Here is a 15,238-nt window from a genome sequence, read left to right on the forward strand (position 1 = left end):
CCCCTTCTGCGTCACGACGAGTGATAGCCGAACGCGACGAACTTGAGCGGTCCTGGGTTGCCGGAGGGATTGCGGACGCCATGGATGCCGCCGCTTTTGGTGAAGAGGGTGATGCCTGGCTTGACCGGGATCTGCCGGCAGGGCTTCGGTCCGAGTCCGTAGATGTCGGGCATCGGATTCACGAGCGGATAGGTTGCGTCGACGTGCGGATCATCGCCGTCTCCGATATAGGCGATGCCCTCGCCTTCGATGAAGTAGTACAATTCCTCCGAGCCGATATGTTGGTGTGTACCTTCGACCGCGCCGGGCGGCAGCTCAACTTGGTGAAAATAGACTATCGTGCCACCCAACTCTCTCTGGATGATCCACCGCATACCCATGACGTTCTTCGTGCCGTCGAAGACGCCAGGGTTAGGAAGCGGACCGCGGAAATAATCCGCGCTGCTCGGCTCCATCATGGCGTTCTGATAGAAAACGGGCGGCACCTCGTTAACGTCCTTGACCCAGCCGCGTTGGAAATCGACACGATAGTTCTGGTCGAGGACGGTGTTGTCCGGAGAGTTCGGCGAAGGTTGTTTCGGTTCTTGGTGCGAACGGGCGTAGTCGTTGTCCCAGCCGGTGTTGTTGATCCGGTAATTGAACGGCCGGTCCAAATCCGTTTCGCGAAAAGAAACGTCGACTCCGGTAATGCCATGGATGTCCTTCAGGGCCGAACGAAATCCCGGGATCGCCGTGATAGGCTTGTGCAGTCCCATCTGGTCAAGGACCTTGAAGGAGTGCGACTCCGTTTCCGGCGGCTCCAATGTCTCCCATATCTCGACCTGATAGGCATTGACGTAACGGTCGTAGAACATCTTGACGTACCGTTTGAGATTTTCGCCGAGCGCCGGGTTCTTGTGCGTGAGCTCCACCCAGGCCATCACTTCGTTCCGGAGCAGCCGCCCCCGCTCCCGGACCTGCTCCGCGAGACGCCCCGCCCGGTATTCGATGCGCAGGGCGTTACACAGGAATTTGCTATCGAGATAGACTTCCGTCTTCAAGACGGTGAAGTCGGCGCGCCCGCGAACTTCCATGACATTGTATTGATAGCGCGGGCTCCGCGTCGCATTGAGATATTGCGCATGGTAGATGCGGTCCGGGAAGAAGACGATTTTGAAAATCTGATTCCACGGCGCCGTCACATTCGCGTTGAACCCCGCCGGCCCGGCCGGCGCCGGAATGACGGTATCTTGATCGATGGCCTTGAACCTCGGATCCATGATTAAACTCTCGTGAGCAAATGATCGGCCACGCGGAAGGAATTGGCTTCGATGGTAAGCGTCGGGTTCGCGCCGCCCGAGGTGGGCATGAAGCTACCATCGGTCACATAAAGATTGTCGAAATTCCAAGCCCGACACTCTTGATCGAGCACCGAGTCGGCAGGGTCCGAGCCGAACCGGGCACCGCCCAGGATGTGGTTCGCCATCCGGCCCAACGCGTTTTGAGCCATATAGACAGATCCCTCGCCCTGGATGGGATAGTTTCGCCCGACAGGATCGCCTCCATACTTGAGGATGTTGCCACACTGCTCCGCCATGACATCCATGAGATATCGGTCGTGCTGGTGCCAGTTCTTGATTACGTATGCGACCGGCCGGCCCCATTTGTCCTTGACCGTCGGGTGGAGTTCGATGCGGTTGTCGAATTGGGGAACTTGATTTCCCATGAAACTGATCGACAAACCCCGGCCGAACTCATCGTCCATGAACTTGATGAACCCATCACCACGCATGGTGGTATTCCCCATGAATCCGCTCCATAGCGTGTCGAGATCGGTACTTCCGTAGGTTCGAAACAGTGATAGCGGTAGAGCCTGATCGGAAGTGTTGTTGTAGATCGCGGCGCCGGCCCAGAGACCCTGCGCCTCGAGGAATTCGTCGACGGCACAACAATCGGTCGCCCAATCCGCGTCGAGGGCTTTTGACTTGTCGTAACGACCGGGCATGAGCGCTCTCGCGCCGCCGAAGCAATGGGTCAGAAAATATCGCCCAAGCAGCGGGTTTTGATTGATGCGCTCGTCGAAATTCCGATCGAGCGCGGCAGACAGCTTCAAGAGGCGTACGGTTTCGATCGCCGAACATGCGACAACCACCATCTTGGCGGTCACGATACGCGGGGTTCCGCCGGGATCCAATACGTGTATCGCGTTGACGCGGTTGCCGTCCGAGGAAAGATGCGTGACGACGCAATTGGGCCAGATCGCGAAGTTAGGCTCCTTAGCGACGGGACTGAGCAGCGAAACCCAAGTATTGGACTTCAGGCCCAAAGGATCGCCGTACCGGTTCACGTAGCTGGTCTTCGCGGCCTCGGCATCGAGCTTGCCGTTGGCGTCACGCGGGATCGTCCGTCCGCTCGGCGTGTGATCCTCGGTGATGACGGCAAGCGGCGTGCGGTAGGGTTCTATGTTGGATCCGAGCCGCTTTCCGAGTTCAACCATGCCATCTCGGGCAAACTCGCTGATGGGGTTTGGATTGAGAGGCTTCTGATACTTATTGCCGCTTACGAAGGGCTTTTTCTGATTCTGGATGCACCCGTTAATTCCGACCGCTTCTTCGGCAACGGCATAATATTTTTCGAAGGTGGCATAGTCGACGGGCCAATCTCTCGCTTCCTTCTGTACCGTCCCGGTCGGGTCGCCCTTGAGCGGCGTCCTTCTGCCGCTGTTGAACGTCCGCAACTGCATATCGGTCGGAGTGAACCGCAGCGAAACTCCGCCGTAAAGCTGTGTCCCACCACCGACTACCTGGGCGGTATAGCCCTCGATGGTCGCGTAGTCTTGATTGGCTTCGCCGCGGTAGATGTGTGGTTCGTCGTTGATGTCGGGTTCGACATGGCTGCTGTAGTAGGATACGCCAGAGTTCGCGAGGCCCGGAATGGCGAGTATTTTTTCCGGACTCGAGGAATAGATTTCATCCCTACGGAAGTCGCTACGTCGTCCGGGCACCTGATCGTACGGGCGAAACAGCGGCCCCTTCTCGATCACCAGCACCGACTTGCCCGCTCGAACCAGAATATTCGCTATCGGAGCCCCTCCGGCTCCGCTGCCGACGACGACCACATCGAAAGCGTGTTGCATGGGTGTTCGCACTTTCCGACTTAACGATAATATCGACTAGTCCCCAAGGGCGGCTCCAAAGCGGGCCTCCAATCGAACAACGTGGCCCCCGTTTGTTGGGAAACATAACGCTCAGAAAGATATCCCCAGCCGGCTGCACCGACATTCCCCGCATACTTTGGATGGGAAAAGGCAGCCGTAACCGCGTGCCGCCGCAAAAGATAAAGAAAGTAGGCCGGATTGTCGTATTCCCCGTAATCCCAACCGGGTATCGAATTGTCGCCGGGCTTGCTGGCAGCCATCGCTTCATAGAGCTGCACGTAATTCTCAGCCGGCATCTCATACGGATCGATGAAAGGATTTTGCTTCCGAAGAGCCCGGTCGATCTGCCTCAGACAAAGGCGATAGTCCGTTAGCCTGTGAGCTTCCTCCCGAGCCAATAGCTTGTCGATAGCGTTGACCTCGCCGACCGAAGTGTCCAACCGATATGCCTTGGCCATGTCGTTCTTGCGTTGGTCGCGATTAAGACCGAAATAGTAGCGCTTAAGAAAATTTTCGGACTCGGCGCTGCGGAAGGGCAGGATCTGTTCGATCAGTCTGTATAGCGTACGGAGCTCCCAAAGCTCCAAGACCAAGGGCTGAAGATAGCCATCGGTGAAAAAGCGGGACCACAGTCGGCCGTTCGCGAGTTGCACGCGCTGCGGATTTATAGGGTCCAATATGAATTTTCCGTCGATGTAAAATTTGTAGGTGTGGACCTGGCTTTGCGGGACTACGAACGAAACTGCCCTGTAACCCGTATCATCGCCCTGGAACAACACGCGCTTGAGAGGGATCGGCTCGTACAGCGTCGCAAACGTCCCAAGAATCCGTACCGGCCGCTCGTCGCCCGGCTTGAGCCGGTAGACAAATGTCACGAGATTACCATCGAACGGCGCGGGATTATCCTCGCGCATCGGGCCCACAATGGGAAATCGCCACGCCTCCGATATCGTGGCCGACGACGCCTCATCGAAGCCACTGCGGTTGATATGCTTCGTGCAGTGGTTCAGGACGTATTCGTCACCGGGATCAAGGACTGTTGCTGGCACGCTCCGACCTCCAACCCTCGGGATATCCTTCCAGCTAGGAAGCGGGTTTGCAACCTCCAAGTGCGTCAATCGTGGGCAAATGGTCGCCACTCTTTGCAGCATCGCGAGATCGCTGTCGAGCCGCGGCCCGCAGCGCGAACATTGATCGACGGCTGGAGAGGGGTCTCTGGGCTCGTCATCCGCCCACACCTTCTCGTTCCAGACCTTGCAACAGCGACGGCAACCAACCCTCAGGAGATCTCGGGCAATTTCGCGTAGCCGGGCGCGCATATTGACGATCCGGTTGGCTTCGACCCGGCGTCGGCACGAGCGTCGTTCAGGACGGATTTCCCATATTCGGTCGGCAGATCGTAGTCCGGGGCCAAGGCGGGCGCCACAGCGGCCTGTGCGCCGACGGCAGTAGCCATCTTCATTCCCCACGACGCGAAATCGTTACGAAGGAGTCGTCTTCCGTCGCCGCCTCAATGATGGCAACGTGGGCGAGCGCGGTGTCACATGACGTGCTACACCGCGGTGCTACACCGCTATTTCCGGCGGGTCTTGAAACGCTTGATTTTGAAGGACTTCTGCGCTGTCCGATGTCGATGGCGGAGAGAGTGGGATTCGAACCCACGGTACGGTTTCCCGCACACACGCTTTCCAAGCGTGCGCCTTAAGCCACTCGGCCATCTCTCCGGGAGGCCCTCTCTTGAAGGGCTGAGGCGGATTTTGCAAGGGAGCGCAGGCCGGGAGCGCGAAATTTCCACAACAGATTGAAAACATTGGGTAAATTGATAACGATGGCGGCCGCGTGCCGCGGCCTTGCGCGCGGCCGCGCGCGATTTTGGCCGGCGGTCGGTCAGGGACGGCGCAAATCAATGAGTTCATCCGATCGACGCGCCGTTTCGTCATTCCGGGGGCTCGCCGCAGGCGAGAGCCTGGAATCTATTGGGCCGCGTCACTCGTGGAAGAATGGATGCCGGGTTCTCGCCTTCGGGAGCCCCGTCGCGAGAACGCGAAGTTATGACCACTGACCGAGCAACACACTCAGTGCCGTCCCAGCGAAAGAGGGACCCATAACCACAAATGCCGATTATTGCGCGATGCTGCTACGACGAGCCCCGTTCACAACATCCACCGCGGCGTATGGGTCCCTGCCTAGTGCCCAATTGCGCACTAGGCAGGGACGACAGAACCGCGGATGGGCGAACTAACGCACCCATCCTGCATCGTCATGCTCGCTCAGTGATAGCGCGCGGCAAAATCCGCCGTGCGGCGCGGCCACAGGGTCGGTGGCTCCGGCAGCGCCGCGTTTCCCGCATTGTGCGTATCCTGCAGCGCCTCGATGAAATCGGCGAACCATTGCTGGATGGTGCCGCTGTTGAGCTTCTCCATCATGGCTTCCCAGCGCATCCGCCGCTCGGTCAGCGGCATCGCGAGGGCCGTCGCCAGGGTGCGCGCCATGCCGTCGATATCGTGCGGATTGACCAGCAGCGCGGCGTCGAGCTCGTTCGCCGCTCCGGCGAATTTCGACAGCACCAGCACGCCGGGGTCCGCCGGGTTTTGCGCGGCGACATATTCCTTCGCGACGAGGTTCATGCCGTCCTGCAGCGGCGTCACGACGCCGACCTGCGCGGTGCGGTAAAGGCCTGCGAGCACGCCCTGGCCAAAGCCCTTGTTGAGGTAGCGGATCGGCGTCCAGTCGACCTCGCCATGCACGCCGTTGACGTCGGTGACGAGCTTCGCCACCTCGCTCTGCAGATTGCCGTAGGCTTCGATCGCGCCGCGCGAGGGCGTTGCGATCTGCAGCAGCGACACCGAACGTTTCAGGTTCGGATGCAGCGTCCACATCTTGTCGAACGCCTTGATGCGGTTGACGAGGCCCTTGGAGTAGTCGAGCCGGTCGACGCCGATCGCGAGCTTCTCGCCGTTGAGGCTGCGCCGCAGCCGCGTCACGTCGGGATGCGTCATCGCCTTGGTCGCCTGCTGCGCGAACCTGCCGGGATCGATGCCGATCGGAAACACCGCGGCGCGGGTGCGGCCGAACGACGAATTGATCACGCCGTCGCGCACCTCGAAGTCGAGATCGTGCTGCACATAGCTCAGGAAGTTCTCGCAGTCCTCATCGGTCTGGAAGCCGATCAGGTCATAGGACAGCATCGCCTCGATCAGCTCGCGATGATTGGGCACGCCCGCGATCACCGCGCGCGCCGGCCATGGCGTATGCAGGAAGAAGCCGATCGGCTGCGTGACGCCGAGATCGCGCAGCTCGGCGCCGAGTGCGAGGAAATGATAGTCCTGGACCCAGAATACGGAATCCGGCTTGCGGAAGCGCAGCAACGCGCGCGCCATGAACGCGTTGACTTCGCGATAGCTCGCGTAGTCCTCGCGAGACGCACGAATCAGATCGGCGCGCGAATGCATCGCGGGCCACAGCGCCGAATTGGCAAAGCCTTCGTAATAGCCGCCATAGTGCGCGGCGGGCAGATCGAGCATCGCCAGCGCGCCCGCCCCGAGCGCTTCGACCTCTGCGAAAGGTTCCTTCAGGTTCCCGTCGCGGACGCGTCCGCTGGAACCAACCCATATTGCCCCTGTCTTTTCCACCACCGGCAACAATGCCGCAGCCAGCCCCCCCGTCATGGGTTCATTGGGTTTTCCGCGCGAGACGCGGTTCGATACGACGACGAGGTTCACCAGGTCCCCTCCTGTTGGTCAACTCGCGTATTAACAACCATTCATCAAGATGGTTCCTGACCAAGGAATCTCCCAATTGAAACCAAATTCTGGCGAACACGCACGGAACTCGCGGGAACTCGCGAAAAGAAAATTACGCGCGAGGTTGACGCCGCGACGCAAAAGCACCGTATTCGATTCGGCTGCGATGAATGCGTTTCGGTTAGGACAGGCTGACGTCCCTATCAACGTCGAGCAGATGCGCGAGGAATTCGCGCACATCGCTCGGTCCGTCGAAATGTCCGGCGACGCCGGTTGCGCGACGGCCGACGGAGAACGCGAGACCGTCGAAATCGGGCATGATCGCGAACACGGTCTCGTCGGTGACGTCGTCACCGATGAAGAACGGGCGCCGTCCCTTGAACGGCTCATGCGTCATCAACTCGAGCACGCCGGTCGCCTTGGTGAAGCCGGAATGCTTGATCTCGCAGACGCTCTTGCCCGGCAGCACCTCGATCGGCGCATTCGGCAACTCGGCGCGGATCAGCGACACCGCTTCATAGATCGCCTTCTCCGCCTGCGGCGCCAGCCGATAGTGCAGCGCCAGCGAATAGCCCTTGTCCTCGAGCAGAATGCCCGGGCTGAGCTTTGCGATCGCGGCAAGACGGCGCTTCAATTCCTTGTCGAGCGGCGGCGCGTGTGCGGCAACCGCCTCGCTGTCCGGCTGCAGCCGCATCTCGGCGCCGTGGCCGCCGATCGCAGGAAACACTTCCGGCGCGAAGATCAGGTCGATGTCATTGAGGGAGCGCCCGCTGACCAGCGCCAGCGCACCGTGGGTGCGCTCATGCAGCTGCTTCAGCGTGGTCGACAGTTCCGGCGGCACCCAGACCTCGCGCGGCGTCGGCGCGAAATCGAGCAGGGTGCCGTCGATGTCAAGCAGCACCGCGGCCTGGCGGAGCGGCGGAATCAGCGACGCCGGCGTCGGCACGCTGTCCGTCCTGGCGTCAGGGGCGATGTCATCATCCATGGGCATTTCGGCCACGTCATGCTTCGTCATAGTCTACTCCACACATGCCAGCGGTCGCGCGACAGATTCGAGCGATTTCCGCTCGGCCGCGACGGCATAGCGCCATGCGACCGCTGCGGCGACCATCATGAGTGCCGACCCCAGCAGGTAGCCGGCAAAGACGCTGTTGCGCGATCCGGTGTCGATCAGCACGCCGAACAGCGCCGGTCCAATCACGCCGCCGATGCCGGTGCCGATCGCATAGAAGGCGGCGATCGCGAGCGCACGGACCTCAAGCGGAAACGTCTCGCTGACGGTGAGATAGGCGGCGCTCGCGGCCGGCGAGGCAAAGAAGAAGATCACCATCCAGGCGATGGTCTGGGTCTGCGCGCTGAGCACGCCGATCGAGAACAGATAGCCGGACAGCGCCAGCAGCACGCCCGAGATGCCATAGGTCAGCGCGATCATGGTGCGGCGGCCGAGCGTATCGAACAGACGGCCGAGCAGCAGCGGCCCGAGGAAGTTGCCGGCGGCGAAGGGGAGGATGTACCAGCCGACATTGCTGGCGGCGACACCGAAGAAGTCGGTCAGGATCAGCGCGAAGGTGAAGAAGATCGCGTTGTAGAAGAACGCCTGCGCGGCCATCAGCGTGAGCCCGACCAGCGAGCGCTGCCGGTAGGTGGAGAACAGCGTCACCGCGACCTCGCGGAGCGGCGTGTGATCGCGCATCCGCAGCCTGATCTTCTCGAAGTCTGCGCTCGACTGCTCGTGGCCGAGCACGGAGGTCTCGATATCGGCGACGATCTTGTGGGCCCGGTCGGGGTAGCCATGGATCATCAGCCAGCGCGGGCTTTCCGGGATCCACATCCGCATCAACAGCACGACGAGGCCGAGCACCGCGCCGGTGAAATAGGCGATCCGCCAGCCGTGGTCCGGCGCAAGGAACGCGGGATCGAGCAGGATGATGGCGCTCAGCGCGCCGATCGCCGCCCCGATCCAGAAGCTGCCATTGATGACGAGATCGGTCCAGCCGCGATAGCGGGCCGGCACCAGTTCCTGGATGGTCGAGTTGATCGCGGTGTACTCACCGCCGATGCCGGCACCGGTGAGAAAGCGAAACAGCGCGTAGCTCGCGACATTCCACGACAGCGCGGTCGCGGCGGTCGCCGACAGATAAAGTGCGAGCGTGATGAAGAACAGCTTCTTGCGCCCGATCCGGTCGGTAAGCCAGCCGAAACCCAGCGCGCCGAGCACGGCGCCGGCGAGATACGCGCTGCTGGCAAGACCGACATCGGCATTGGAGAAGCTCATCGTCGGGCTGTCCTTCAGCGCACCCGACAATGCACCCGCGAGCGTCACTTCCAGCCCGTCGAGGATCCAGGTGATGCCGAGCGCCAGCACGACGCGGGTGTGAAAGCGGCTCCAGCCGAGATTGTCGAGCCGGACCGGAATCGAGGTCTCGATGATGCGGTCATCGTCCGGCGTGACCGGAGCCACGGCCTGTTGCGTCGTCGCGGAACTCAATTGTGTCGGCTGCACTGTCATCAGAATCGACCAATGAGAAAAACCCCGGAACGATCTGTTCCAAGGCTCACTCACCCGGAATTGCGGCAAACGGAGTGCCCGCCACGCGGTGTCAACGCCGCAGGCCGGCAAGGGTTCCCGCAATGCGGCATAGGAACCGCGATCGCGGCGAACTGTTCTCGGCTCAAAAGACACGGAGGCATCGATGGCCGCACACAAGAAAGCAACGCGCAAGACGGCGAGGACATCACCGGCACGGTCGACGAGCACGACGCGTCGCAGGCGTGGCACAAGCAAGAGGACGGCGAAGCGCTGGTCGCAGCGGGTGACAAAGGAGAGCGACGCGCTCGACCTCAAGCGCGGCGTGTTCAAGCAGACCTGCGCGAAGAAGATCGCATCATCGCTGAAGCAATCCGCCGAGCACAGCGCGCGCCGCAAGAGCGGCGCCTATCGTTCCGCGCTCTCGATGCTGACCTTCTATATCAACCGCGCCGGCAAGACGCTGCCGAAGATCGAGCGGTCGCGGCTGGAGCGCGCCAAGGTCGAGTTGAAGCATCAGTTCGGACGGGATTAGTCGCATCATCTCACCAACCAACAGCGTTGTCCCGGCGCAGGCAATTAATTCGTCGTCCTGGCGAAAGCCAGGACCCATACGCCGCGGCCCAACAAAAGGGCACGCGGCGAGTTGTGCTTAAAATAATAGTGAGTGGTGGTAATGGGTCCTGGCTTTCGCCAGGACGACGACGGATAGATCCGCGCGCGTCTTACGCCGCGCGGATATTGGCCATGAAGCGGTCGAGCTCCTCGCGCAGCCGCGAGCTCTCGACCGACAGCGAACGGGCCGAGTTCAACACCTCCTCGGACGCAGCTCCGGTCTCGGTGGCGCCGCGATTCACCTGGGTGACGCTGGACGCCGCTTCCTGTGTGCCCTGCGCGACGTTCTGCACGCTGCGCGCGATCTCCTGCGTTGCCGCGCTCTGCTGCTCGACCGAGCTTGCGATGTTGGTCGCGATCCCGGAGATCTGGCCGATGGTGCCGCCGATCTCCTTGATCGCTGCGACCGATTCCTGCGTCGCCGCCTGCATGCCCGAGATATGGGTGGAGATCTCGTCAGTGGCCCTGGCGGTCTGGCTCGCCAGCGACTTCACCTCGGCCGCAACCACCGCGAAGCCGCGGCCGGCGTCGCCGGCGCGCGCGGCCTCGATGGTGGCGTTCAGCGCCAGCAGATTGGTCTGCTCGGCGATCGCCGTGATCAGCTTGACGACGTCGCCGATCTCCTGCGCTGCGCGCGAGAGCTTGCCGATCCGGGCATCCGTCTGCTCGGCCTGACGCACGGCGGAATCGGCGATCTGGCTCGACTCCTTGGCGCGACGGCCGATCTCGTCGACGGACGCCGACAGCTCCTCGGTTGCGGAGGCGACCGATTGCATGTTGCTGGAGGCTTCCTCCGAGGCGCCGGCGACCTGGCTCGACAAGTTCTGCGTGGTCTCCGCCGTCCGGGTCAGCGTACCGGCCGCGGATTCGAGCTGCACGGCGGAGGCCGACACGTTGGAGACGATCGAGCCGACCGCGGATTCGAATTCGTCGGCAAAGCGAATCAGCTCGTTGCGCCGCGCGGTCGCACTCGCCTTGTTCTGCGCTTCCTGGGTCGCGGCATCGCGTTCGGCCTTGGCGATCGCCTGGACCTTGAACTCCTCTACGGCGCCGGCCATCTCGCCGAGTTCGTCGCGGCGGCCGAGGCCCGGCAGCACGACGTCGAAATTGCCCGCCGCGAGCTCGCGCATCGCCGCACACATCGCCGCGATCGGTCGCGAAATACCCTTGCCCAGCAGGAACGCCCAGACCAGCCCGAGCACGAAGCTGCCGGCGGCGAGCATCAGGATCAGCTGCTCGGTCTCGCCGATCATGGTGTGCGATTCGTTTTCAAGCCGCTTCTGGTCGGCGAGCAGATCGGACTTCATCGCCGCCGCGCCCTGGCTGATGGCGGCCGCGGACTCCGTCATCTCGACGGTCAGTTCGTCGATCGACTTCGCGTTCGCGATCAGCTTGGCGAGCGCCTCGCGGTACTCTTCGAGCAGCGCGGTGATGTCCTTCACGCTCTGGGTAATCCGCTCGTTATTCGAGGTGATCGCCTTCACCAGATTGTCGGCGAATTTCAGCCGGGCGAGCGCGCTGGAAGCGACCGTCTTGTCGCCGTTGACGACGAAGGTATTGACGGCCCCGGTGATCGACTGGAGCTGGTCGGCCACCTTCTTGGCGCCGAACTGGATCGACTGCAGCTCGGAATCATCGGCGTTGCTCGGGAGATCGTCGAGCTTGTAGCGCATCGAGGTCGCGCTGCGGGTCAGCTTGTTCTGCGCGGTCTGTGCGCTCTCGTTCTTGATGCGGACGATCTCGGCGAAGATCTTGGTGAAGGCGCGGAACTCGCGCTCCAGCTTGGTGATCTGCTCGAGCCGGGCCGGGTTGGTGGTGCCCTTCATCGACGCCATGATGGCATCCTTCAGGCTGCCCTCGGCGGCGAGCGCGGCCTTGGCGTCGTCCTCCTTGCCGGTCGCAACGAAGTAGCGCGCCAGCGAACGGTAGGAGATCAATTCGCGATCGATGTTGCGGGCCAGATCGGCTTCCGCGACGCTCTGGCGATAGGAGCCGACGCCGGCGGAGACCCGCTCGAAGCCCATATAGGCAAAGCCCATGGTGGCTGCCGAAAGCGCCAGCGTGACGGCAAAGCCGAGCATGATCTTGGCGCGAAATCTGAGGGTTGGGATCCTGATCGACAACGATCGCTTCAGCCCCGGCATTCCAACCCCCGTCTTCATTCTGAAAACCACGCGGGGTCCGGCAGCAACCCGCCCCAGACCCCGGAGCGCAAAACTAAGGCAAAATCGATAAGGCCCGGTAAATGGGCAGCGGCCGCCCGGTCCGGCGCGATACTACCTTGGTCGGGCTAGCCGGGTGGGTAAGGCGATTGACGCGCGGGTCCGGCCCGATAGTTTAGAACCGATCAAACCTGACCCTGCCCGGGCCAGGAGAACACACATCGGGAGGTGTCCCATGTCATCGCGTCGACCGGCGCTATTGGCGCTTGCGGCGAGCGTAGCTGCCGGCGCAGTCGCCCGGCCAATGGCATTTCCCCTCACGACCTGAAAGCCACGGGCAAGCCGGAACGCCAGCCATCGCGGCATGGTCCGGATGCCCTCACGACCCGCGCGGGTTCAATCGGCCGCGCCAAGAAAAGCAAAAATTCTGGTTAGGGAGAGCGCCTTTGGCGAAGCAGAACGGTAGCGCCGCCGACAGTATTGTCGTGGTGCAGGCAAAGACCGACGGGCCGCGGGAAGCAGCCGACGAGATCGCGCGCCAATTGGCGGCGGCTGATCTCGCGATGCTCGTGGTGTTCGTGTCGCCGGTCTACGAGCCGCAGACATTCATTGCCGAACTGTCCAGCCGCATGCCCGACGTACCGATCTTCGGCTGCACCACGGCCGGCGAATTGTCGCCCGGCGGTTGGGACGAGGACAGCGTCGTCGCGATGGGCTTCAACGCGGCCGATTTCGTCATCGCGGCCCGGCCGCTGTTCGACCTTTCGACATTTCGGGTCGATCACGGCCGCTCGATCTGCACCGAGTTGCAGAACGAATTCGCGCAACGCACCGAGCATTGCGATCATACCCATGATTCCTTCGGGCTGCTCTTCATCGACGGCATGTGCCAGCGTGAGGAGACCATCATGTCGGCGATCTATGCGTCGCTCGGCGACATCCCGGTGGTCGGCGGCTCCGCCGGCGACGGCCTGCGCTTCGAGAAATCGTGGGTCTTCCATGGCGGCGAGGCCTTTACCGATGCCGCCGTCCTGATCCTGATCCGGACCCGGCTGCCGTTCCGCCTGTTCAAGTGCGACCACTTCGAACCGACCTCGACCAAGATGGTGGTGACCGAGGCCGACATCGAGCACCGCATCGTCAAGGAATTGAATGCCGAGCCGGCCGCGCTGGAATATTCCCGCGCCGTCGGCCTCAGCGACAGCAAGCTCGAATTGTTCTCGTTCGCCGCGCATCCCGTGCTGGTTCGCGTCGGCGGCGCCTATTACGCGCGGTCGATTCAGCGCACCAACCCGGACGGATCGCTGCAATTCTTCTGCGCCATCGACGAGGGCATGGTGCTGACGGTGGCGCGCGAGCGCGACCCGATCGACGTGACGAGCCGCCTGCTCAAGGAGCTGACCGAGGATCTCGGCGAGGTCTCGATGTTCATCGGCTTCGAATGCGTGCTGCGCCGGCTCGACGTCGAGCAGCGCCAGCTGTCGCGGGAGATGTCGGAGCTCTATCGCCGCAACAAAGTGATTGGCTTTCAGACCTATGGCGAGCAGTATCGCTCCATGCATGTCAACCAGACGCTGACCGGCATCGCCATCGGCAAGCGGGCACTCGCGCCGCAATGACGGATACCAAGACCACGCGAATTGCGGCGCTCGAACGCGAGGCAGAGAAGCTGCGCAAGATCAACGCGGCGCTGATGTCGCGCGTCGAGCGCTCGACCGATCAGCAGCTCAACGCCTTCTCGCTGTTCGAGACCGCGATCGCGCTGGATCAGCAGGTGCGCGACCGCACCCAGCAGCTCAAGCAGGCGCTGCAATCGCTGGAGAAAACCAATGGTCGCCTGCTGCAGGCCAAGCAGCAGGCCGAAGCGGCGAGCTCTTTGAAATCATCCGTGCTGGTCTCGGTCACGCACGATCTGTTGCAGCCGCTGAATGCGGCGCGGCTGACGCTGTCCGCGCTGACCGAGATGGCAACCGAGTCCAAGAGCGTCGCGCTGACCGATCAGATCGACCGTTCGCTGGCGACGCTCGAGGACATGCTGCGGACGCTGCTCGACATCTCCAAGCTCGATGCGGGCGTGCTCAGGCCCGAATTCGGACCGGTCGCGATCGCCTCGCTGTTCGAGCCGCTGGAGCAGGAATTTGTCGCGACCGCCGCCAAGCGCAATCTCGGTTTCCGGATCATGCCGTCGTCCGCGGTCGTTCGCTCCGATCCGCTGATGCTGCGACGGATTCTGCAAAACCTCGTCGCCAATGCGCTGCGCTACACCCAGCGCGGCAGCGTGCTGATGGGATGCCGTGCCAGGGGCGATGACATCTGCATCGAGGTGCACGACACCGGGCCGGGCATTCCGGAAGCGCAGCGCGAAGCCATCTTCGTCGAGTTTCAGCGCGGCGAAACCAGCGCCGGCGACAAGGCCGGCATCGGGCTTGGTCTTTCGATCGTGCGGCGGTTTGCCGACTTGCTCGGACATGACATCAGGCTGAGCTCGCGCGCCGGCAAGGGCTCGGTGTTCTCGGTCACCGTGCCCCGCAGCCAGGATCCGGTTGCGATCCCGGTGCGCGAACAGGCCAGCGTCGACTATCGCTATGGCGGCATGGAGGGCGCCAAGATCCTGCTGATCGAGAACGACCTCTCGAGCGCCGAGGGGCTCGCCCATTTGCTGGAGAAATGGGGCTGCGACGTCGCGGTGACGATCTCCAAGACCGAGGCGCTCGAGCGCATCCATGCGCTCGACGGCATTCCCGACGCCATCATCGCCGATCTGCATCTCGACAATGGCGAGACCGGCATTCAGGCCGTCGATGTCATCCGCGGCGAGATCAACGCCAAGGTTCCGGCGATCATCGTGACCGCCGACTACTCGGCCAAGGCCGCCTCCGACGTATCGGCCTTCGGCCATGAGCTGTTGAAGAAGCCGATCAAGCCCGCCGAGATGCGCTCGCTGCTGTCGTTCCTGCTGGCGGCGGAGCAGTCGGGTGCGCGGTTATGAGCAGAGCGTTTTCGAGCGAAGTGGATACGGGTTCGCGTGAAGAAAACGCGTCAAGACAGAAACCTG

General features: G+C 62.3%; 11 protein-coding genes and 1 tRNA gene. 3 read left to right on the top strand and 9 right to left on the bottom strand.

Annotation, left to right across the window (positions count from 1 at the left end):
• Nucleotides 1-11: 11 nt before the first annotated feature.
• The 8 genes from J6525_RS07250 to J6525_RS07285 form a co-directional block, all read right to left on the bottom strand.
• Nucleotides 12-1,259 carry a cupin domain-containing protein gene (locus J6525_RS07250; protein ID WP_225643201.1) on the bottom strand — a complete coding sequence of 416 codons (1,248 nt, stop codon included), beginning with the start codon at nucleotides 1,257-1,259 and terminating at the stop codon, nucleotides 12-14.
• Nucleotides 1,260-1,261: 2 nt separating this feature from the next.
• Nucleotides 1,262-3,115 (bottom strand): GMC oxidoreductase, encoded by a 1,854-nt coding sequence (locus tag J6525_RS07255; RefSeq protein WP_225643203.1) that lies wholly within the window; start codon nucleotides 3,113-3,115, stop codon nucleotides 1,262-1,264.
• A 20-nt stretch (nucleotides 3,116-3,135) separates the two neighbouring features.
• Nucleotides 3,136-4,185 (bottom strand): gluconate 2-dehydrogenase subunit 3 family protein, encoded by a 1,050-nt coding sequence (locus tag J6525_RS07260; RefSeq protein WP_225643205.1) that lies wholly within the window; start codon nucleotides 4,183-4,185, stop codon nucleotides 3,136-3,138.
• 230 nt (nucleotides 4,186-4,415) lie between these two features.
• Complete coding sequence (locus tag J6525_RS07265) at nucleotides 4,416-4,592, bottom strand: hypothetical protein (RefSeq protein WP_225643207.1); 177 nt, start codon at nucleotides 4,590-4,592, stop codon at nucleotides 4,416-4,418.
• Nucleotides 4,593-4,770: 178 nt separating this feature from the next.
• Nucleotides 4,771-4,860: transfer RNA gene (locus J6525_RS07270), tRNA-Ser, on the bottom strand.
• Nucleotides 4,861-5,406: 546 nt separating this feature from the next.
• Nucleotides 5,407-6,858 carry a trehalose-6-phosphate synthase gene (locus J6525_RS07275; RefSeq protein WP_092079243.1) on the bottom strand — a complete coding sequence of 484 codons (1,452 nt, stop codon included), beginning with the start codon at nucleotides 6,856-6,858 and terminating at the stop codon, nucleotides 5,407-5,409.
• 202 nt (nucleotides 6,859-7,060) lie between these two features.
• Nucleotides 7,061-7,894, bottom strand: a complete 834-nt coding sequence (otsB, locus tag J6525_RS07280) for a trehalose-phosphatase (protein ID WP_375166737.1) — start codon at nucleotides 7,892-7,894, stop codon at nucleotides 7,061-7,063.
• Nucleotides 7,895-7,897: 3 nt separating this feature from the next.
• Entirely contained in the window at nucleotides 7,898-9,388 is a 1,491-nt protein-coding gene (locus J6525_RS07285; RefSeq protein ID WP_225643210.1) for an MFS transporter, read from the bottom strand.
• Between the two features lie 184 nt (nucleotides 9,389-9,572).
• On the opposite strand from J6525_RS07285, the gene J6525_RS07290 reads away from it, so the two are divergent.
• Nucleotides 9,573-9,941, top strand: a complete 369-nt coding sequence (locus tag J6525_RS07290; protein WP_225643212.1) for a DUF3175 domain-containing protein — start codon at nucleotides 9,573-9,575, stop codon at nucleotides 9,939-9,941.
• 190 nt (nucleotides 9,942-10,131) lie between these two features.
• Here J6525_RS07290 and J6525_RS07295 read toward each other — a convergent pair whose 3' ends face one another.
• Nucleotides 10,132-12,165, bottom strand: a complete 2,034-nt coding sequence (locus J6525_RS07295) for a methyl-accepting chemotaxis protein (protein ID WP_225643214.1) — start codon at nucleotides 12,163-12,165, stop codon at nucleotides 10,132-10,134.
• A gap of 464 nt (nucleotides 12,166-12,629) precedes the next feature.
• Here J6525_RS07295 and J6525_RS07300 point away from each other — a divergent pair, with 464 nt between their 5' ends.
• On the top strand, nucleotides 12,630-13,802 hold the full coding sequence (locus J6525_RS07300) for an FIST N-terminal domain-containing protein (RefSeq protein ID WP_092079249.1): 1,173 nt from the start codon (nucleotides 12,630-12,632) through the stop codon (nucleotides 13,800-13,802).
• Nucleotides 13,799-15,172, top strand: coding sequence for an ATP-binding response regulator (locus J6525_RS07305; RefSeq protein ID WP_092079252.1), 1,374 nt, complete (start codon nucleotides 13,799-13,801; stop codon nucleotides 15,170-15,172). The genes J6525_RS07300 and J6525_RS07305 overlap by 4 nt, the downstream gene beginning before the upstream one ends.
• Nucleotides 15,173-15,238: the final 66 nt, after the last annotated feature.

Origin of the sequence: Bradyrhizobium australafricanum (genome assembly GCF_020329495.1) — a bacterium.
Classification (GTDB): domain Bacteria; phylum Pseudomonadota; class Alphaproteobacteria; order Rhizobiales; family Xanthobacteraceae; genus Bradyrhizobium; species Bradyrhizobium australafricanum.

What these genes read in the sequence shown, in the direction of transcription:
- J6525_RS07250 (WP_225643201.1), bottom strand. Translation starts at nt 1,259, where the DNA reads ATGGATCCGAGGTTCAAGGCCATCGATCAAGATACCGTCATTCCGGCG.
- J6525_RS07285 (WP_225643210.1), bottom strand. Translation starts at nt 9,388, where the DNA reads ATGACAGTGCAGCCGACACAATTGAGTTCCGCGACGACGCAACAGGCC.
- J6525_RS07255 (WP_225643203.1), bottom strand. Translation starts at nt 3,115, where the DNA reads ATGCAACACGCTTTCGATGTGGTCGTCGTCGGCAGCGGAGCCGGAGGG.
- J6525_RS07295 (WP_225643214.1), bottom strand. Translation starts at nt 12,165, where the DNA reads ATGCCGGGGCTGAAGCGATCGTTGTCGATCAGGATCCCAACCCTCAGA.
- J6525_RS07290 (WP_225643212.1), top strand. Translation starts at nt 9,573, where the DNA reads ATGGCCGCACACAAGAAAGCAACGCGCAAGACGGCGAGGACATCACCG.
- otsB (WP_375166737.1), bottom strand. Translation starts at nt 7,894, where the DNA reads ATGACGAAGCATGACGTGGCCGAAATGCCCATGGATGATGACATCGCC.
- J6525_RS07305 (WP_092079252.1), top strand. Translation starts at nt 13,799, where the DNA reads ATGACGGATACCAAGACCACGCGAATTGCGGCGCTCGAACGCGAGGCA.
- J6525_RS07265 (WP_225643207.1), bottom strand. Translation starts at nt 4,592, where the DNA reads ATGGCTACTGCCGTCGGCGCACAGGCCGCTGTGGCGCCCGCCTTGGCC.